This is a genomic window from Pseudomonas sp. GD04019 (assembly GCF_029837695.1).
GTDB lineage: Bacteria > Pseudomonadota > Gammaproteobacteria > Pseudomonadales > Pseudomonadaceae > Aquipseudomonas.
Map to the genome: position 1 here is coordinate 443,411 of NZ_JAOEEA010000002.1, position 16,335 is coordinate 459,745.

Annotated in this window: 22 protein-coding genes; 14 read left to right on the plus strand and 8 right to left on the minus strand. The window is 62.2% G+C overall.

Features of this window, described 5'->3' with window-relative positions; all coding sequences use genetic code 11:
• Positions 1–50: 50 nt before the first annotated feature.
• Positions 51–287: a hypothetical protein gene (locus tag N7607_RS04780; RefSeq protein WP_279868291.1), complete on the minus strand. Its 237-nt coding sequence runs from the start codon at positions 285–287 to the stop codon at positions 51–53.
• 161 nt (positions 288–448) lie between these two features.
• Here N7607_RS04780 and N7607_RS04785 point away from each other — a divergent pair, with 161 nt between their 5' ends.
• Positions 449–1,036: a YajG family lipoprotein gene (locus N7607_RS04785; protein WP_137971200.1), complete on the plus strand. Its 588-nt coding sequence runs from the start codon at positions 449–451 to the stop codon at positions 1,034–1,036.
• Between the two features lie 68 nt (positions 1,037–1,104).
• Here N7607_RS04785 and N7607_RS04790 read toward each other — a convergent pair whose 3' ends face one another.
• A complete protein-coding gene (locus N7607_RS04790) occupies positions 1,105–1,311 on the minus strand; it encodes a hypothetical protein (protein WP_279868288.1) in 207 nt (68 codons plus the stop codon).
• Positions 1,312–1,651: 340 nt separating this feature from the next.
• Between N7607_RS04790 and N7607_RS04795 the strand changes: the two genes are divergently transcribed.
• A complete protein-coding gene (locus N7607_RS04795; protein WP_279868285.1) occupies positions 1,652–1,939 on the plus strand; it encodes a hypothetical protein in 288 nt (95 codons plus the stop codon).
• A gap of 61 nt (positions 1,940–2,000) precedes the next feature.
• On the opposite strand, the gene N7607_RS04800 is transcribed toward N7607_RS04795, so the two are convergent.
• The 4 genes from N7607_RS04800 to N7607_RS04815 form a co-directional block, all read right to left on the minus strand.
• Positions 2,001–3,167: a 1-acyl-sn-glycerol-3-phosphate acyltransferase gene (locus N7607_RS04800; RefSeq protein ID WP_279868385.1), complete on the minus strand. Its 1,167-nt coding sequence runs from the start codon at positions 3,165–3,167 to the stop codon at positions 2,001–2,003.
• 187 nt (positions 3,168–3,354) lie between these two features.
• A complete protein-coding gene (locus N7607_RS04805) occupies positions 3,355–3,876 on the minus strand; it encodes a hypothetical protein (RefSeq protein WP_279868284.1) in 522 nt (173 codons plus the stop codon).
• Positions 3,877–4,209: 333 nt separating this feature from the next.
• The gene (locus N7607_RS04810; RefSeq protein ID WP_279868282.1) at positions 4,210–5,115 is read right to left on the minus strand and encodes a M23 family metallopeptidase; all 906 of its coding nucleotides are present in this window, start codon (positions 5,113–5,115) and stop codon (positions 4,210–4,212) included.
• Between the two features lie 66 nt (positions 5,116–5,181).
• A complete protein-coding gene (locus N7607_RS04815; RefSeq protein ID WP_279924015.1) occupies positions 5,182–5,526 on the minus strand; it encodes a hypothetical protein in 345 nt (114 codons plus the stop codon).
• Between the two features lie 269 nt (positions 5,527–5,795).
• Here N7607_RS04815 and N7607_RS04820 point away from each other — a divergent pair, with 269 nt between their 5' ends.
• From N7607_RS04820 to N7607_RS04830, 3 genes are read left to right on the plus strand one after another with little or no spacing between them, the layout of a single operon-like run.
• On the plus strand, positions 5,796–5,978 hold the full coding sequence (locus N7607_RS04820; protein WP_137971223.1) for a CPXCG motif-containing cysteine-rich protein: 183 nt from the start codon (positions 5,796–5,798) through the stop codon (positions 5,976–5,978).
• Positions 5,978–6,238, plus strand: coding sequence for a DUF2007 domain-containing protein (locus tag N7607_RS04825; RefSeq protein WP_279868278.1), 261 nt, complete (start codon positions 5,978–5,980; stop codon positions 6,236–6,238). The genes N7607_RS04820 and N7607_RS04825 overlap by 1 nt, the downstream gene beginning before the upstream one ends.
• Before the next feature lie 42 nt (positions 6,239–6,280).
• The gene (locus tag N7607_RS04830; protein ID WP_279868277.1) at positions 6,281–6,898 is read left to right on the plus strand and encodes an SOS response-associated peptidase; all 618 of its coding nucleotides are present in this window, start codon (positions 6,281–6,283) and stop codon (positions 6,896–6,898) included.
• A 57-nt stretch (positions 6,899–6,955) separates the two neighbouring features.
• Here N7607_RS04830 and N7607_RS04835 read toward each other — a convergent pair whose 3' ends face one another.
• Positions 6,956–7,864 carry a LysR substrate-binding domain-containing protein gene (locus tag N7607_RS04835; RefSeq protein ID WP_279868276.1) on the minus strand — a complete coding sequence of 303 codons (909 nt, stop codon included), beginning with the start codon at positions 7,862–7,864 and terminating at the stop codon, positions 6,956–6,958.
• Between the two features lie 103 nt (positions 7,865–7,967).
• On the opposite strand from N7607_RS04835, the gene N7607_RS04840 reads away from it, so the two are divergent.
• From N7607_RS04840 to rpoS, 9 genes are all read left to right on the plus strand, one after another.
• Positions 7,968–9,080, plus strand: a complete 1,113-nt coding sequence (locus tag N7607_RS04840) for an S-(hydroxymethyl)glutathione dehydrogenase/class III alcohol dehydrogenase (protein WP_279868275.1) — start codon at positions 7,968–7,970, stop codon at positions 9,078–9,080.
• A 54-nt stretch (positions 9,081–9,134) separates the two neighbouring features.
• Positions 9,135–9,977 (plus strand): S-formylglutathione hydrolase, encoded by an 843-nt coding sequence (fghA, locus tag N7607_RS04845; protein ID WP_279868274.1) that lies wholly within the window; start codon positions 9,135–9,137, stop codon positions 9,975–9,977.
• Between the two features lie 3 nt (positions 9,978–9,980).
• Positions 9,981–10,232 carry a hypothetical protein gene (locus N7607_RS04850; protein WP_279868273.1) on the plus strand — a complete coding sequence of 84 codons (252 nt, stop codon included), beginning with the start codon at positions 9,981–9,983 and terminating at the stop codon, positions 10,230–10,232.
• Between the two features lie 84 nt (positions 10,233–10,316).
• Positions 10,317–10,790 carry a 2-C-methyl-D-erythritol 2,4-cyclodiphosphate synthase gene (gene ispF / locus N7607_RS04855; RefSeq protein ID WP_279868272.1) on the plus strand — a complete coding sequence of 158 codons (474 nt, stop codon included), beginning with the start codon at positions 10,317–10,319 and terminating at the stop codon, positions 10,788–10,790.
• Positions 10,787–11,845: a tRNA pseudouridine(13) synthase TruD gene (truD, locus tag N7607_RS04860; protein WP_279868271.1), complete on the plus strand. Its 1,059-nt coding sequence runs from the start codon at positions 10,787–10,789 to the stop codon at positions 11,843–11,845. Before ispF ends, truD begins: the two co-directional genes overlap by 4 nt.
• Positions 11,833–12,582: a 5'/3'-nucleotidase SurE gene (gene surE, locus N7607_RS04865; protein ID WP_279868270.1), complete on the plus strand. Its 750-nt coding sequence runs from the start codon at positions 11,833–11,835 to the stop codon at positions 12,580–12,582. Before truD ends, surE begins: the two co-directional genes overlap by 13 nt.
• A gap of 38 nt (positions 12,583–12,620) precedes the next feature.
• Positions 12,621–13,256: a protein-L-isoaspartate(D-aspartate) O-methyltransferase gene (locus tag N7607_RS04870; protein ID WP_171016283.1), complete on the plus strand. Its 636-nt coding sequence runs from the start codon at positions 12,621–12,623 to the stop codon at positions 13,254–13,256.
• Between the two features lie 68 nt (positions 13,257–13,324).
• Positions 13,325–14,272, plus strand: a complete 948-nt coding sequence (locus tag N7607_RS04875) for a peptidoglycan DD-metalloendopeptidase family protein (protein WP_279868269.1) — start codon at positions 13,325–13,327, stop codon at positions 14,270–14,272.
• A 197-nt stretch (positions 14,273–14,469) separates the two neighbouring features.
• Positions 14,470–15,474 carry an RNA polymerase sigma factor RpoS gene (gene rpoS / locus N7607_RS04880; RefSeq protein ID WP_137971233.1) on the plus strand — a complete coding sequence of 335 codons (1,005 nt, stop codon included), beginning with the start codon at positions 14,470–14,472 and terminating at the stop codon, positions 15,472–15,474.
• 451 nt (positions 15,475–15,925) lie between these two features.
• Here the strand turns inward: rpoS and fdxA are convergent, their stop codons facing one another.
• Positions 15,926–16,249: a ferredoxin FdxA gene (gene fdxA / locus N7607_RS04885; RefSeq protein WP_137971234.1), complete on the minus strand. Its 324-nt coding sequence runs from the start codon at positions 16,247–16,249 to the stop codon at positions 15,926–15,928.
• Positions 16,250–16,335 lie beyond the last annotated feature (86 nt).

Sequence of the window (16,335 nt, forward strand, 5' to 3'; positions counted from 1 at the left end):
CAGCGCCAACGAAAAAGCCGCCCTCGGGCGGCTTTTTTCATGCCTGGAGCTCAGGCAGCGAGGGCGGGGCGCGGGCGCATGCCGGTGTGGCGCGGCGTGAGCATCGCCTCCAGCGGTAGCACCTGGCCCAGCCACTGGTTGCGCAGTTCGCGCACTTCCACCCAGCCCGCCTCGGCAGGCAGTTCGCGCGCCTGGCGCAGCGCGCGGCAGGTGCCCGTGGCATCCAGCAGGGCGAACCGGCGCATCCTGGCGCGCGGGGTAAGCAGGGACCATAGACTCATCATCATCGATTCTCCTTCGGGTGCCGGAGTCTTATCGCATGCGGCGGTGACAGGGCGATGACAGGAACCGCACGGCCTCGGCGAGGGTCTGAAACACAGCTGTCGGCCCAGCGGAGCGGTGGGTATACTGCCGGCCATTTTCCGCAGCCACCTTCTGGAGATCGCTCATGAAGAAACACCTGTTGTTCGGTCTGCTAGGCGCTCTCGGCGTCGCCCTCGTCGGCTGCGCCCACAGCCCGCAGCAGCTGCGTCCGCAGCCCAAGCTCAACGCCGCGCTGGTGGCCGTCGGCCAGGGCCAGCCGGTCGTGGTGCGCGTTGCGGACGGTCGCCCGTCGCCGGTACTCGGCACCCGCGGCGGCCTGTACCCGGAAACCAGCGCCATCAGCGTGCAAGGCCAGGACATCCTGCCGCGCCTGCAGGCCGAGGCCGAAGCGGCGGTGCGCCTGCTCGGCTTCACGCCGAGCCAGAACGCCTACAACGCGCCCCAACTGACCCTGACCCTGGCCGAACTGAAATATCAGTCGCCGAAAGAAGGCATGTACGTCACCGAGGCCGACATCAGCGCCACCTTCCGCGCCGATGTGCAGAACAGCGCCCGTCGCTACAGCGGCCGCTACGGCGCCTCGCTGAACCAGCGCTTCGGCATGGCGCCGAACCAGGAAACCAACACCAAGCTGATCAGCGACGTCCTCAGTGACGCCCTGACCCGCACCTTCAAGGACCCGACCATCGGCCAGATGCTCGGCCAGCAGTAAGGCGCATCCTGCGCAACGAAAAAGCCCGGCATCGCCGGGCTTTTTCATGATCGGGTCAGGCCTCCTGCTCAGGCCGCTTCGGCATAGAGCTCGGGCAGGCTGAAACCGGTGCGCTCGTCGATGTCCGGCAGGTCGTAGTGCTCGTGACCACCCAGGGCGCAGTACACCAGCCAGTGGTAGTCCTGCACGTTGAAGGAGAGTTCATCTACCACGGCTTCCACCTCCTCCAGAGAGTCGATGAGATAGTCGCGGTCAACAGGTTGCGGGTTGAGCATGGCGGGTCCTCCGCTGTTATGGATTTCGCTCCGTCACCACTGTGACTGGATAGTCACGGATGGAGAAACAAACCCTAGGCCAGTTGGATGAACGTTTTCAGACAATTTGGTGATAAGGATCAACGTTCGTCGGAACGTAGTTCATAACCAGGCGGGTTCCAGTAGACTGCCGCCCGCCAAATGCGGGCCCTGCAGCCTTGCCGACCAAGGCGCCGCCTGTTTCTGGTGCCCCGACGAGCGGCCCCGAGGGGCATGCCAGAGCTGGACGGGCCTCCTTTGCCCGCTTCTGGTGCCAGCATTTCCTGTCGATGGTGCATTTTCTCCTATTGAGGTGATTCGCGTGTCCCTGCAGTACCTCTGGACCCTGTTCTCGACCTATCCCGGGCAAGTGCTCAACGGCCTGGCGCTGTTCTTTGCCGTCGCCGGCAGCTGGCTGCTGCTGGCCACCCGCCTGCGGGAGCAGCGTGCGGTTGCCCGCCTGGCCACCGGCAGCGAGCTGGACGAGATCGACGAGGAGGCCACGCTGCTGGACGAGCCGACCCAGCGTATCAACCGCTTCTTCTACGGTTTTGGTGGCGCCACTCTGATCGTGGCACTGGTGCTGTCGTGGACTAGCACAGGCTTCTGAAGCCTTTCGCGTAAAAAAAAACGGCAGCCTGATGGCTGCCGTTTTGCTTTCGGGCACTCGCTTACAGCGGCAACCCGGCCTTGATGCGGTACTGGTTGCGTACCGGGGTGGCGTACTGGCGGATCAGCCAGGGGCGCTGCTCGACGGGGCAGGCGTCCAAGCGGCGCTGCCATTCGGCGCGGGCCTTAGCCAGCTCGGCAGCAGGGAACAGTTGCTCGGCCGCGGGCACCTGCAACTCAGCATCGCGCTCGTCCCACTCGGCGTAGGCCAGGTGGTGCACCGGGAACAGCCGGTAGCCGCCGAGAATGTGTTGATCCATCAGCGCCGCCAACTGCTTGGCATCTTCGAAGCCTTCGCGCACCGGCTCGCCAAACTGCACATGGACGCGGCCCTTGTAGCCGGTGATGCCCAAGGCAATGCTGGCATCGTCCTCGCCAGGCGCCTTCTCGTAGCTGCCGGTACTGGCGCGCAATTGCAGCTCGCGGGCCTTGGCCTGGTCGCAGGGGTCGTACTCGTAACTGATCGACACCGGCACCAGATTCAGTGAGCCGAGCACTTCGGCGAACGGCTCGTCCTTGCGGCTCATGTGGAACATCTTGAGGATCGCCGAATCGGTACGGTCGTCGCCGTCCTTGGCTCGGCCCTCGGCCTGGGCGATCCAGATCGACTGGCCTTCCTCGCGGATCGAGTGATTGATGTACGCCGACAGCAGCTGGAAGGCCGCCAGCTTCTCGCGCCGCCCGGTCACGCTGCGGTGCACGATGAAACTCTTGTTCAGGCGCATCAGGTCGCTGACGAAGGGGCGCTGCAGCAGGTTGTCGCCGATGGCGATGCGTGGGGTCGGCAGCTCGGCATGGAACACCGCGTAGTTGACGAAGGCCGGGTCCATCACGATGTCGCGGTGGTTGGCCAGGAACAGATAGGGCGTGCCCGCCTGCAGCCGCTCCAGCCCGGCGAAGCTGATGCCATCGGTGGCGCGCTCCACGGTGCGGTCGATATACGGTTCGATGCGTGCCTGCAGGGCATCCACCGAATTGATGCCGGCCGTCTCGCAACGCAGGCGATAGGCTATGAGCGGCTTGAGTAGCCAGCCGAATGGCCCGGCCAGGCGCGGGAAGCGAAAGCGGGTCAGGGCGCCGAGAAAGGTGTCGTCGCTCAACAGACGCGCCAGTACGGCGGGGACTTCGTGGTCGGCGTAGGGTCGGATGGAATCGAATTCGCCCATCATGTTTCTCATTATTCGGCTGCTTGGAATGCCCGTGCGCGGGCCTGCAATAGACCGGCGATTATACCGGCAAGTCACATGGGGCCGGCGAAAGCCCCGAATGCTGGGCTCGCTAGGCGTGACTCAGTCGCCGATTGACTACCGAATGTCTACGCAATGACTACGAGACCCTGTGATGCTTCACACAGAGCTAACCGACAGGCGCGGACTCTGGCAGAGGGCGGGCAATAAGTAATGCTATGCGGTTGGCGATGACGAAAGAGATGTAGAGCGCTAAGAAGTACCAGCCGTAAATCCAAAGATCAGCCCAGATCGCTAGGCCAATGCTTTTCTGCATTACAGCCAGTTGCCCTGCAAAGGAGCTAGCTGCGGTGGATGCCTGAAGATAACCCAGAACTATATCGCCCAACGGTACCCAAAGTGCTGAATAGCAGAAGGCACGCTTGAATCTGAGCTTTCGAACTATTACTCCGGATAGTGCCCCGATTACAACGCTAAACGCAAAAGCGCGAAGAGCAATGGCAATCATCATGCCTCCCTCACCGCCACGCGTTTCTAGAGCAAACTTCCCGACTGGTGACTTTAGGATGAGCATGAATAGGTCGGTCATAGGCAGCACGCTGGGTAGGATGAAGCCGATTTTTGCCACCACGGCCAATGCCACACCTAGCAGTACCGCGAAGAGGAAGGAGAAGAAGCTTTTCAACTGCATGACATTCCCTGTTCGTGTTCAGCTCGTTGAACTGATGGATTCCTAGGTAGCTAAGCGACGGTTACACCGGCGCGGAGCGAGTGTACATTACGTAGGGCTATGGTCTGTGTCCATCGTTCGCATGGCCGAAAGAGAGAGCGGATTAAGGAACCGTGTTTTGCGCATAGATCATCGTGCTGATTTTATTGGCATGCCCAAGAATGTCTTTGAGAGTACGAAGGTCACCACCTGTCATAACAAAGTGAAAGGCGAAAATGTAGCGCAGGGTGTGGGTGAGCTGTTCCGGCGTCTTGAGCCTGCCTGACTACCCAGCTGCACGTGACGAGTGCGTGATCAGGGAGATATCCCCCCTTCTATTTTCATGCCTTCTATCGGCACAAAAGCAATTCCATTTCGGTCTGTAAAGTTAAAGGGTATGGACACTGCTTTTAAACCAGTGTTCTTGCGTATTACGAAGTGCAGGTGAGGGCCGGTTGAGTATCCGGATGAGCCGGAGCGGGCTAGAGTGTCCCCAACTTTGACATTGTCACCAGGCTTGACTTTGATGCTGCCCATTAGTAGGTGTGCGTATGTGGCGTATGTGCCATCCTCGTGCAAAATGCTTACGTAGTTGGCTTTGTTGAGGAAATATTCGGTTCTGCCGCTCATGTGGTAATCATCTTTTGTCCAGATGACGATCCCGTCCCTAGCGGCGCTGATATCAGTGCCGACGGGCATGGAAATATCGACGGCATAGTTGTTTTGTATGTCTGTGTGTGAGAAGGCACCGTTAAATGACTGTGTTATTTCGTACAGCATTTTTGATGGTGTGGGTGAAGAGTACAGGTAGTTGGTTTCCATGGAGGCTGGGTCACCCAGCTGCCAAGCATAGCGATACGGCGGCATCACCGCGCTATTTTCATAAAGGACCTCCTGCTTTGCGCTGGGTACGATATATGTTTTCGAACCGGTTTCGAAAGCTGAAGAGACTACTCGAAATTCAACAGGCGCATGATAGGGATTGTCCGCAATCAAGTAATGTCTGTTGTCGCACTTTTGTGCGTATATTTTAGGTCTCTGTTGCGTTTCTTTGGGTTTGATATGCGTCAGACTTTCTGCCTGTTGTGTTTCCTCAGGTCGTTTGTCACTGAATACCCATCGGCCGTTTTTATCTTTGTATTTGTAAAGCTCTTGGCCGAAAGAATTGCAGGAGAGTGCTGTTGTGATCAAGAGTATGGAGATATACAGCTTGTGTTGCATAACTTTCCTTGTATGCATCTGGCTTGCTGCTTTTGACTGTTCAGAGAGCGAAGATCGAACGCGTTGTTAGGTACTTAACTGAATTTTCTTTAGTCTTTCGACTGCTTCGGTGGAGCCAATGCGGCCAGCTTTTTTGTAAACATCAAGCTCTGCATCTGAGTCTGGGCAGATCTTGCCGAGTATCTCGTATTCGATTACTAGGTGCGGCTCAATTCGCTTTTCATGCTTTTCGAAAAGAGCTTTTTCTTCTGTGTCGGATTCGTGTCCGTCAAGCGCATAGTTTGAGTAGAAATTTCTATATTTTTGACGGAATTCGGTAAATGAAATTTTGCCTAGGGCGCATTGCCGCACAAGGTCGTCATGTTCCGCGATTTTTTGTAGAAGTTCTGACTCGGACTCGAACATGATCATCTGGTGTGCCTAACATTCCTATATGGCTCTAGCTCCTTGAAAAACCATGGCAGCAAGCGAGGAGAGCGGTAGTGCGGCAGACAAACAGCAATACAGCAGTTGGTCAAGATAGCCATAAGGTAAGCAGCACTGTCTAGTGCCTACCAAGTCCATAAGTAGTCGGGCTTTGGTGAGCCTATGAGCGATCAGCCATTCGGCAAGCTACTGTTCTTCAAGAGGCTGGGCGGAAGGCGGCAACACCCACAGAGGCAGATCACCCGGAGGCCGCAATGCTGGAATCACAGCTGTACCAGTGCCCCTATTGCTGGGAACAGGCCGAGGCCTTGCTCGATCTCTCCGCGGGTGACCAGGAGTATGTCGAGGACTGCCCGGTGTGTTGCCGGCCGATTGTTTTCGACCTGCGCACCGATGGTGAGGAGTGGTCGCTGGATGTGCGTCGGGAGGACGATTGATGCAGCGCATCTACGAGCCGCAGGATCTGCTGGAGGCCGAGTTGCTGGTCGGGGTGCTGGCCAGCGAGGGGGTGGAGGCGCATCTGGCCGGGCGGCATTTGCTCGGTGCGGTGGGGGAGCTGCCGGCGCTGGGCCTACTGGGTCTGCTGGTGGAGGACGACGATGCCGAGCACGCGCGTCGACTGATCGCCGCGTACAATGCCGCCGCGCCACTGCCGGGTGAAGATCCCGAGGGTTTTCCCGGCGTGCTGCTCTGCTGATTGTTCTGTCGCCTTTTTCTGTTGCTGGAAACACCGCTACCCATGAGTGGACGCTACGCCCTGTTCCGTTGGCCCCAGGCCCTGTCGAGCCTGCTGGGTTTTCCCGAAGGCTTTCCGCAGCGCTGGAATCTGTCGCCCGGCGCCCAGGTGCTGTTCATCCATCAGCCTGAAGGCGAGCTGCAGGCGGCGGCGGGGCGCTGGGGGCTGACCCCGGCCTGGCTCGACGACTTCAGCAAGGCGCCGGCCCATGCCCGTGCCGAGACGCTGGCCGAGCAGCCGATGTTCCGCGAGGCCTTCCGTCAGCGCCGTTGCTTGCTGCCGGCCAACGGCTTCTATGAATGGCGCGGTCAGGCCAACCACAAGCGTCCGTACTGGATGAGTAGCGAGGGGCTGCTGTACTTCGCCGGCCTGTGGGAGGCCTACCCGACGGCGGGGCAGACCTACCTGAGCGTGGCGATGATTACCGCGCCGGCCAACTATCTGCGCCGCCCGGTGTTGCTCGACCAGGCCGCTACCCGCGTTTGGCTCGATCCGCAGGCCTCGGTCGAGCAGTTGCAGACGTTGTTGGTGGCGCCGCAGCCCCAGTTGCGCGAGCGGGTGCTGAGTACGCTGATCAATGATCCTGCATTCGAGGGGCCGGAGTGTCTTACTCCGGGGTAGGTGGGATCGTCACTTGGGAGTGAATGGTGGACTGTTCGCTGCGCTCCTGAGTCCACCCTACGGGGTGGGGATGTTTGCTTCGTGGTATTCCGGGCGCTGGGCCAGGCCTTCCTTTAGTAGCTCTACCAGCAGGCGCACCTTGGGTGAGAGGTGGCGCTGCTGTGGGTAGAGCGCCCATACGGCGGTGTGCGGAGGGCGCTGTTGCGGCAGCAGGTCGACCAGCGCGCCGCTGCGCAGGTGCGGCTGTACGTAGTAGTCCGGCAACTGGCACAGGCCGAAGCCGCGCAGGGCGGCGTCGAGTACCGCCTCGCCGCTGTTGCAGCGCCAGTTGCCCTGCACTCGTTGGCTCAGCTCGCGCCCGTCCTGCTGGAAGCTCCACTGATCGCTGCTGCCGACCAGGCAGTTGTGCCGGCCCAATTCGGACAGCGAGTGCGGTCGGCCGTAGCGCTCCAGGTAGGCGGGCGCCGCGCACAGATGCATGACCCGTGGTGCCAGGCGGGTAGCGACCAGTCGCGAGTCCTGCAAACGGCCGAGGCGAATGGCCAGGTCCATGCTGCTGTGCAGCAGGTCGAGGGTCTGGTTGCTCAGTTCGATCTCCACTCGCAGCTGGGGATGGTGCGCCATGAACTGGTTGACTAGCGGCACGATGAAGCGCTCGCCGTAGGCCACCGCGCAGGTCATGCGCAGCAGACCCTTGGGTTCGTCGTTGAGGTCGCCGATGGCGCGCAGCGCTTCCTCGCGGGCGTCCTGCAGGCGTTGGCAGTGCTGCAGGAAGGTCTGCCCGGCCTCGGTCAGCGTCACCTTGCGCGTGCTGCGGTAGAACAGGCGGGTCTGCAGGCGTTCCTCGAGGCGCGCCACCTGGCGGCTGACCTGCGAGGTAGATAGCCCTAGACGCTGCGCTGCGGCGGCGAAACGGCCGCATTCGGCGACCGCGACGAACTCGTCCAGGCCTTCCCAGTTGCTCATCGATTATCCCTGGTTGGCAATAATGTTTTGCTGATTGCTTGGATTATCCAGAAAAACGCTGAGGTCTACACTCTCGGCACTTTTCATCCACTGGAGAACGTCCATGATCAAGTCCCGTGCCGCCGTCGCGTTCGGCCCCAACCAGCCGCTCAAGATCGTCGAAGTGGACGTCGCTCCGCCCAAGGCCGGTGAAGTGCTGGTGCGCATCGTCGCCACCGGCGTGTGCCACACCGATGCCTACACCCTGTCCGGTGCCGACTCCGAGGGCGTGTTCCCGTCGATTCTCGGCCACGAGGGTGGCGGCATCGTCGAGGCGGTGGGCGAGGGCGTGACCTCGGTAAAGGTGGGTGACCACGTGATTCCGCTGTACACCGCCGAATGCCGCGAGTGCAAATTCTGCAAATCCGGCAAGACCAACCTGTGCCAGAAGGTGCGCGCCACCCAGGGCAAGGGCCTGATGCCGGACGGCACCAGCCGCTTCAGCTACAACGGCGAGCCGATCTACCACTACATGGGCTGCTCGACCTTCTCCGAGTACACCGTGCTGCCGGAAATCTCCCTGGCGGTGATCCCGAAAGACGCGCCGCTGGAGAAGGTCTGCCTGCTCGGTTGCGGTGTTACCACCGGCATCGGCGCCGTGCTCAACACCGCCAAGGTGGAAGAGGGCGCTACCGTGGCCATCTTCGGCCTGGGTGGCATCGGCCTGGCGGCGATCATCGGCGCCAAAATGGCCAAGGCCTCGCGCATCATCGCGGTCGACATCAACCCGGCCAAGTTCGACGTGGCCCGTGAGCTGGGCGCGACCGATTTCGTCAATCCGAAGGACCACGCCAAGCCGATCCAGGAAGTCATCGTCGAGATGACCGATGGCGGCGTCGACTACAGCTTCGAGTGCGTCGGCAATGTGCAGCTGATGCGCGCGGCGCTGGAGTGCGCGCACAAGGGCTGGGGCGAGAGCGTGATCATCGGCGTGGCCGGTGCCGGCGAAGAGATCGCCACCCGTCCGTTCCAGCTGGTCACTGGTCGCGTCTGGCGCGGTTCGGCGTTCGGCGGCGTCAAGGGCCGCACTGAGCTGCCGAGCTATGTGGAGAAGTCGCAGAAGGGCGAGATCCCGCTGGACACCTTCATCACCCACACCATGGGCCTGGATGAGATCAACAGTGCTTTCGACCTGATGCACGAAGGCAAGAGCATCCGCACCGTCATCCACTACTGATGCCGGGCCGGGGGCCAAGGCCCCCGGCGCTCGACTCTCGGACGGAGCCATTCCATGACCCTCGAAATCGTTTCCAGCAACAAGAGCTGCGGCGGCTGGCACAAGCGCTACCGCCATCGCTCCACTGCGCTCAACTGCGACATGGTGTTCGCCGTGTACCTGCCTCCGCAGGCGGAGCAGGGCGCCAAGCTGCCGGTGCTGTACTGGCTGAGCGGCCTGACCTGCACCGACGAGAACTTCATGCAGAAGGCTGGCGCGCAGAAACTGGCCGCCGAACTCGGCCTGATCATCGTCGCCCCGGACACCAGCCCGCGTGGCGAAGGCGTGCCGGATGATGTGAACAAGGCCTGGGACTTCGGCCTCGGCGCCGGCTTCTACCTCAACGCCACTCAGGAACCCTGGGCGCGTCACTACCGCATGTACGACTACGTGGTGCAGGAGCTGCCGGCGCTGATCGAGGCCAACTTCCCGGTCACTGACAAACGCGGCATCGCCGGCCACTCCATGGGCGGCCACGGTGCACTGATCTGCGCGCTGAAAAATCCGGGGCGCTACCAGTCGGTTTCGGCTTTCTCGCCGATCACCAATCCGCTCAACTGCCCCTGGGGCGAAAAGGCGTTCTCCAACTACCTGGGCGACGACCGTTCGCGCTGGCGTGAGTGGGATGCCTGTGTGTTGCTGGCCGAGGCCACGGAGAAGCTGCCGATCCTGGTCGACCAGGGCGATCGCGACGACTTCCTCGAAGTCCAGCTCAAGCCCCAGGCCCTGCAGGCCGCGGCCAAGGCTGCCGAGCATCCGCTGACCTTGCGGATGCAGCCGGGCTACGACCACAGCTACTACTTCATCGCCAGCTTCATCGACGATCACCTGCGCCACCACGCGGTGGCGTTGGCCTGATCGATGAGCCTGCGCGAAGGGCTCGGGCTGCTACTGCTGCTGGGTGGGGTAGCACTGCTGCCTTTCGCCTGGTGGCTGAGCCGCGGCTGGCTGGTCGTCGCCCTGGCGCTGGTCTGCGTTGGCGGGCCGCTGTTCTTCACTGCGCGCCGGGCACGGCGCATGGCGCAGACGGATGATCGCTCCGGGCCGCTGGTACTCGGTGAGGCCAGGGGCTTTGCCGGGCATCGCGCCTTCGACGAATCCAGCGATGACTGATGTGTCGAGATGAGAAGGGTTCGCAGGGTGCCGCCCTGCGGTAGAATCGCGGCCTGATTTTTTCTAGGCCAGGTTTTCAGTCCTATGCGTATCGGTCACGGTTACGACGTTCATCGCTTCGGCGATGGCGATTTCATCACCCTCGGCGGTGTGCGCATTCCCCACAAGTTCGGCCTGGTCGCCCACTCCGATGGCGACGTGCTGCTGCACGCCCTGAGCGATGCGCTGCTCGGTGCTTGCGCGCTGGGCGACATCGGCAAGCACTTCCCCGATACCGACCCGACCTTCAAGGGCGCCGACAGCCGCGCGCTGCTGCGCCATGTGCTCGGTCTGATCCACGCCAAGGGCTATGTGGTCGGCAACGTCGACGCCACCATCGTCGCCCAGGCGCCGAAGATGGCGCCGCATATCGACACCATGCGCAGCCTGATCGCCGAAGACCTGCAGGTCGAGCTGGATGCGGTCAACGTCAAGGCCACCACCACAGAGAAGCTTGGTTTTACCGGCCGTGAGGAAGGCATCGCGGTTCACGCCGTGGCGCTGCTGGTAAAAGCATGACCGAGCTGGAACTGCTGGGCCCGCGCGCCCATGGCGAGGCCTGTGGCCAGGCCGTGCTCAAGGCCACCGCCGAGGACTTCCAGGTCGACGAGGTGCTGGATATTCCGCTGTCCGGCACTGGCGAACATTTGTGGCTGTGGGTGGAGAAGCGCGGCCTCAACACCGAGGAGGCAGCGCGCCGCCTGGCCCGTGCAGCTGGGGTGTCGCAGCGCAATATCAGCTACGCCGGACTGAAGGATCGCCAGGCACTGACCCGCCAGTGGTTCAGCCTGCACCTGCCGGGCAAGGCCGATCCCGACCTGTCCGCCGCCGAGGGCGAGACCCTGGCCATCCTCAAGGCCGTGCGCCACTCACGCAAACTGCAGCGCGGTGCCCACTCGGCCAACGGCTTCACCCTGCGCCTGACCGGCCTCAAGGCCGACCGCGAGCTGCTGGAGCAACGCCTGCAGCGCATCCGCGAGCAGGGCGTGCCCAACTACTACGGCCTGCAGCGCTTCGGCTGGCAGGGCGGCAACGTCGGCGATGCGCGTGCCTTCGCCGAGCGCAGCGAGCTACCGGAGCAGCGCAACACCCGTTCGCGTCTGCTCTCGTCGGCGCGCAGCTACCTGTTCAACCGTGCCCTGGCGGCGCGCGTGGTGGATGGCAGCTGGAACCGGGCGCAGGTTGGCGATCTGCTGGCCTTCACCGACAGCCGCAGCTTCTTTATGGCCGGCGAGGCGGAGACCAGCGATCCGCGCCTGGCCATTCTCGATCTGCACCCGACCGGCCCGTTGTGGGGCGAGGGGGCGTCGCCTGCCGCAGGTTCGGCACAGGTGCTGGAGCAGGGGCTGGCCGAGGCCGAGCCGGCGTTGACCGCCTGGCTGGCGAAGGCGGGCATGGCGCACGAACGGCGTATCCTGCGCCTCCCCATCGCCGGGCTGACGTGGCATTATCCGGAGCCTGAGATAGTGCAACTGCAATTCGTCCTGCCGGCCGGATGCTTCGCCACCGCGGTGGTGCGCGAACTGGTCGATCTGCTGCCGGCAGGGCACACGGACTCCCCATGCGAATTCTGATCTCCAACGACGACGGGGTGATGGCACCCGGTATCGCCGCGCTGCATGGCGCGCTGCAAGACTATGCCGAGTGCACCATCGTCGCGCCCACCGAAGACAAGAGCGGTGCCAGCAGCTCGCTGACCCTGGACCGCCCGCTGCATCCGGCGACCATGCCCAACGGCTATATCGGCCTCAATGGCACGCCGACCGATTGCGTGCACCTGGGCCTCAACGGCCTGCTGGAGCAGGTGCCGGACATGGTGGTGTCGGGCATCAACCTGGGCGCCAACCTGGGTGACGACGTGCTGTATTCCGGCACCGTCGCCGCCGCGCTGGAAGGCCGCTTCCTGGCCAAGCCGGCCTTCGCCTTCTCGCTGGTGTCGCGGCGTACCGACAATCTGGCAACTGCCGCCTACTTCGCTCGCAAGCTGGTGGAGGCCCACGAGCGGCTCGACCTGCCGCCGCGCACCGTGCTCAACGTCAATGTGCCGAACCTGCCGCTGGAGCATATCCGCGGCATCCAGCTGACCCGCCTGGGCCATCGCGCCCGCGCCGCCGCGCCGGTGAAGATGGTCAATCCACGGGGCAAGGAAGGCTATTGGATCTCCGTCTCCGGCGATGCCGAGGATGGTGGGCCGGGCACCGACTTCCATGCCGTGATGCAGGGCTATGTGTCGATCACCCCGCTGCAGCTCGATCGCACCCTGCACGAGGCGTTCGACGGCATCGGCGGTTGGCTGGAGGGGCTGGTCTGATGCGCGGCCAGGATCATCTGCAGCGCCAGGGCGTCGGCATGACCTCGCAGCGCACTCGCGAGCGCCTGATCGAGCGGCTGTACGAGGAAGGCCTGTCCAACCCGCACGTGCTGGAAGTTATTCGCCGTACGCCGCGCCATCTGTTCGTCGACGAGGCACTGGCGCACCGCGCCTACGAAGACACCGCGCTACCCATTGGCCACAACCAGACGATTTCCCAGCCTTATATAGTCGGGCGCATGACCGAGCTGCTGCTCGCCGGCGGCCCGCTGGACAAGGTGCTGGAGATCGGCACCGGCTCCGGCTACCAGACCGCCGTGCTGGCCCAACTGGTGGAGCGGGTGTTCTCGGTGGAGCGCATCCAGTCCCTGCAGGACCGCGCCAAGGAGCGCCTGGTCGAGCTCAAGCTGCGCAACGTGGTGTTCCGCTGGGGTGATGGCTGGGAGGGCTGGAACGCTCTCGGCCCGTACAACGGCATCATCGTCACCGCCGCTGCCGCCGAAGTGCCGCAGGCGCTGCTGGATCAGCTGGCCGTCGGCGGCCGCCTGGTCATCCCGGTGGGCGCCGGAGAAACCCAGGAGCTGCTTTTGATCGTGCGAGAAGAGGATGGCTATTCCCGTCACGTGCTCGACCTGGTGCGCTTCGTGCCGCTGCTCAACGGCCCTCTGGCCTGAGACCTTGGCGCGTTGTTGCGGCACAGTGCCGGCGGCGAAAGCTGGCGATGCCGGATAATTCCGGCACAATGCGCGACATCTATCTACAAGAAACACCGGCAGGGGAGCACGGGGTGAGTCTCACGAGCGGACAGCAGCGAAAGCGCCTGACAGGCCTCGGCCTGGGGGCAGCAGTCTTCGCAGCCATACTGTCGGGCTGCAGCAGCTCGCCTTCTACATCGCCGCAGGTGGTGGACCGCACCCACGGCGGCGGCACTGCCGCACCGGCGCGCCCGCAGACTACGGCTGGCCAGTACGTGGTGCAGCGTGGCGACACTCTCTACTCGATCGCCTTCCGCTTTGGCTGGGACTGGAAAGCCCTGGCCGCGCGCAACAATATTCCTGCGCCTTACACCATTCGCCCAGGGCAGCGCGTGCGTTTCGATCTGCCGCAGCAGGGCGGTGCGCCGGTGATGGCGCAGCCGAGCCGGCCGCCGGCAACCAGCGTACCGAGTACTCCAGCGCAGACGGCCCCGCGTCCGCCGGTGACCACGCCACCTCCGGCGGTGACCCCGTCTCAGCCGCAGCAGCCGGTCAGCCAGCCACCCGTAGCTACCAGCAGCACACCGGCAACGCCTGGCAAGGTGCAGCAGGTACCGCGTTCGGCGAAGGGCTGGGCATGGCCTTCTGCAGGCGTGCTGATCGGCAAATTCTCGTCAAACGGGAGTTTGAATAAAGGAATTGATATCGCTGGGGAATTGGGCCAGCCTGTTTTAGCTGCGTCTGATGGTTCCGTTGTGTACGCCGGAAGTGGTTTACGGGGCTACGGCGAACTGGTGATCATCAAGCACAGCGATGCCTACGTAAGCGCCTACGGACATAACCGCAGGCTGCTGGTGCGGGAGGGACAGCAGGTCAAAGTCGGACAGCATATCGCCGAGATGGGATCCACGGGCACTGATCGGGTGAAACTCCATTTTGAGATTCGCCGCCAGGGCAAACCGGTAGACCCCCTGCAATATCTGCCTCGTCGTTGACTCTGCAGCCAGCCTGCTCCATGCGTGGGAGGAGCGGGCTTTGGTGTTGCCAGGGAGTCATCCAGCTATTCATCAGGTGCGCCATGCATCGGCGGCAGGTCAGTCTTGTGCTGACTTGGGGGGCCGGTTCTCCCTGATGCGGAACTGGATTGGGTGCCGCCAAGGCTTGTTGTCGAACTCAGCACAGGACAACAACAATGGCACTCAGCAAAGAAGCGCCGGAGTTTGACGTCGACGATGAGGTTCTCCTGATGGAGCCCGGCATCGTCCTGGAAGACATGACAGAGGAAGCCGAGCTGTCTCTTTCCAGCGCCAAATCCAAGAACTCGACCACTACTCTCAAACAGCACAAGTACATCGATTACACCCGGGCGCTCGACGCGACCCAGCTGTACCTCAACGAGATAGGTTTCTCCCCTCTGCTGACCCCTCAGGAAGAAGTGCACTTCGCGCGATTGGCGCAGAAGGGCGACCCTGCCGGGCGCAAGCGCATGATCGAAAGCAACCTGCGCCTGGTGGTGAAAATCGCCCGACGCTACGTCAACCGCGGACTTTCCCTGCTGGATCTGATCGAAGAGGGCAACCTCGGCCTGATCCGCGCGGTGGAGAAGTTCGATCCCGAGCGCGGTTTCCGTTTCTCCACCTATGCCACCTGGTGGATTCGCCAGACCATCGAACGGGCGATCATGAATCAGACCCGCACGATTCGCCTGCCGATTCATGTGGTGAAGGAGCTCAACGTCTACCTGCGCGCCGCTCGCGAGCTGACCCAGAAACTGGATCACGAGCCCTCGGCCGAAGAGATCGCCAATCTGCTGGAGAAGCCGGTGGATGAGGTCAAGCGCATGCTCGGCCTCAACGAGCGGGTTACTTCGGTGGACGTTTCTCTGGGCCCGGACTCGGACAAGACCTTGCTCGATACCCTCACCGATGACCGCCCCAGCGATCCTTGTGATCTGCTGCAGGACGATGATCTGTCCGAGAGTATCGACCAGTGGCTATCCGAGCTGACCGACAAGCAGCGCGAGGTGGTGGTGCGGCGCTTCGGCCTGCGCGGTCATGAGAGCTGCACGCTGGAGGAGGTCGGCCAGGAAATCGGCCTGACTCGCGAGCGGGTACGGCAGATCCAGGTCGAGGCGCTCAAGCGTCTGCGCGAGATTCTGGAGAAGAACGGCCTTTCCAGCGACGCTTTGTTCCAATAGCTCAGCCAAGCGGATTGCTCCACCCACCAAGCCCGGCGCTAGCCGGGCTTTTTATTGCTCGTCCATGTAAGCAATTACTTACGTGACTTGTAAGTGATCTCAGGAAGAATGCATTGGTTGCGATACATTCTTATCTGTTGATTTTTGGTAAGTATATGAAATTAAATGATTTATCTTTGAAAGCGACATTGTTGTAGTGGTGTTTGCTGGCCGCGGGAGGCCTTGTTCGGCTGCGGCGAAACGCTAATATGAAGCCGTGCCTAGGGAGAAGGCACGGGAGCCAGGACGGCGACCAGGGAACCACTGCAGGATGCAGTTCATCAGGAAGATGAAAGGATTCTCAGGGAGTAGGGAAGAAAGAGCGGGCGGCTAATCACCGCCCCTTTTTTTGCCTGTAGAAAAGGCAGAAACGAAAAGGCCCGCAACATGCGGGCCTTTTGCGTTCTGGGGCTTAGCGCTCCAGTTGCGGCAGCTTGTCCTTCACGCCATCCCACTCCTCGGCGTCCGGCAGCGCTTCCTTTCGCTCGGTGATGTTCGGCCAGACTTCCGCCAGCTCGGCGTTGAGCTCGATGAATTCCTGCATGTTCTCCGGTACTTCATCCTCGGAGAAGATGGCCTGGGCCGGGCATTCCGGCTCGCACAGGGCGCAGTCGATGCACTCGTCCGGGTGGATCACCAGAAAGTTCGGGCCTTCATAGAAGCAGTCCACCGGGCAGACTTCCACGCAGTCGGTGTATTTGCACTTGATGCAGTTGTCGGTAACGACGAAGGTCATCTCTGATTCTCTCCTCGGGCGGCGGCCTGACCCAATCTGTGCGGGTTTGCAGGCGCTCGGTATTGGCCGCGGCTCAGGCTGTAAAC

Excerpts from the sequence above, each read along its gene's own strand:
- N7607_RS04800 (WP_279868385.1), bottom strand. The coding sequence starts at position 3,167 with ATGATGGGCGAATTCGATTCCATCCGACCCTACGCCGACCACGAAGTC.
- N7607_RS04840 (WP_279868275.1), top strand. The coding sequence starts at position 7,968 with ATGATCAAGTCCCGTGCCGCCGTCGCGTTCGGCCCCAACCAGCCGCTC.
- N7607_RS04805 (WP_279868284.1), bottom strand. The coding sequence starts at position 3,876 with ATGCAGTTGAAAAGCTTCTTCTCCTTCCTCTTCGCGGTACTGCTAGGT.
- N7607_RS04810 (WP_279868282.1), bottom strand. The coding sequence starts at position 5,115 with ATGCAACACAAGCTGTATATCTCCATACTCTTGATCACAACAGCACTC.
- N7607_RS04830 (WP_279868277.1), top strand. The coding sequence starts at position 6,281 with ATGAGTGGACGCTACGCCCTGTTCCGTTGGCCCCAGGCCCTGTCGAGC.
- fdxA (WP_137971234.1), bottom strand. The coding sequence starts at position 16,249 with ATGACCTTCGTCGTTACCGACAACTGCATCAAGTGCAAATACACCGAC.
- N7607_RS04850 (WP_279868273.1), top strand. The coding sequence starts at position 9,981 with ATGAGCCTGCGCGAAGGGCTCGGGCTGCTACTGCTGCTGGGTGGGGTA.
- N7607_RS04875 (WP_279868269.1), top strand. The coding sequence starts at position 13,325 with ATGCGCGACATCTATCTACAAGAAACACCGGCAGGGGAGCACGGGGTG.
- N7607_RS04870 (WP_171016283.1), top strand. The coding sequence starts at position 12,621 with ATGACCTCGCAGCGCACTCGCGAGCGCCTGATCGAGCGGCTGTACGAG.
- fghA (WP_279868274.1), top strand. The coding sequence starts at position 9,135 with ATGACCCTCGAAATCGTTTCCAGCAACAAGAGCTGCGGCGGCTGGCAC.
- rpoS (WP_137971233.1), top strand. The coding sequence starts at position 14,470 with ATGGCACTCAGCAAAGAAGCGCCGGAGTTTGACGTCGACGATGAGGTT.
- N7607_RS04835 (WP_279868276.1), bottom strand. The coding sequence starts at position 7,864 with ATGAGCAACTGGGAAGGCCTGGACGAGTTCGTCGCGGTCGCCGAATGC.
- truD (WP_279868271.1), top strand. The coding sequence starts at position 10,787 with ATGACCGAGCTGGAACTGCTGGGCCCGCGCGCCCATGGCGAGGCCTGT.
- N7607_RS04815 (WP_279924015.1), bottom strand. The coding sequence starts at position 5,526 with ATGATCATGTTCGAGTCCGAGTCAGAACTTCTACAAAAAATCGCGGAA.
- ispF (WP_279868272.1), top strand. The coding sequence starts at position 10,317 with ATGCGTATCGGTCACGGTTACGACGTTCATCGCTTCGGCGATGGCGAT.
- N7607_RS04790 (WP_279868288.1), bottom strand. The coding sequence starts at position 1,311 with ATGCTCAACCCGCAACCTGTTGACCGCGACTATCTCATCGACTCTCTG.
- N7607_RS04785 (WP_137971200.1), top strand. The coding sequence starts at position 449 with ATGAAGAAACACCTGTTGTTCGGTCTGCTAGGCGCTCTCGGCGTCGCC.
- surE (WP_279868270.1), top strand. The coding sequence starts at position 11,833 with ATGCGAATTCTGATCTCCAACGACGACGGGGTGATGGCACCCGGTATC.
- N7607_RS04825 (WP_279868278.1), top strand. The coding sequence starts at position 5,978 with ATGCAGCGCATCTACGAGCCGCAGGATCTGCTGGAGGCCGAGTTGCTG.
- N7607_RS04820 (WP_137971223.1), top strand. The coding sequence starts at position 5,796 with ATGCTGGAATCACAGCTGTACCAGTGCCCCTATTGCTGGGAACAGGCC.
- N7607_RS04780 (WP_279868291.1), bottom strand. The coding sequence starts at position 287 with ATGATGATGAGTCTATGGTCCCTGCTTACCCCGCGCGCCAGGATGCGC.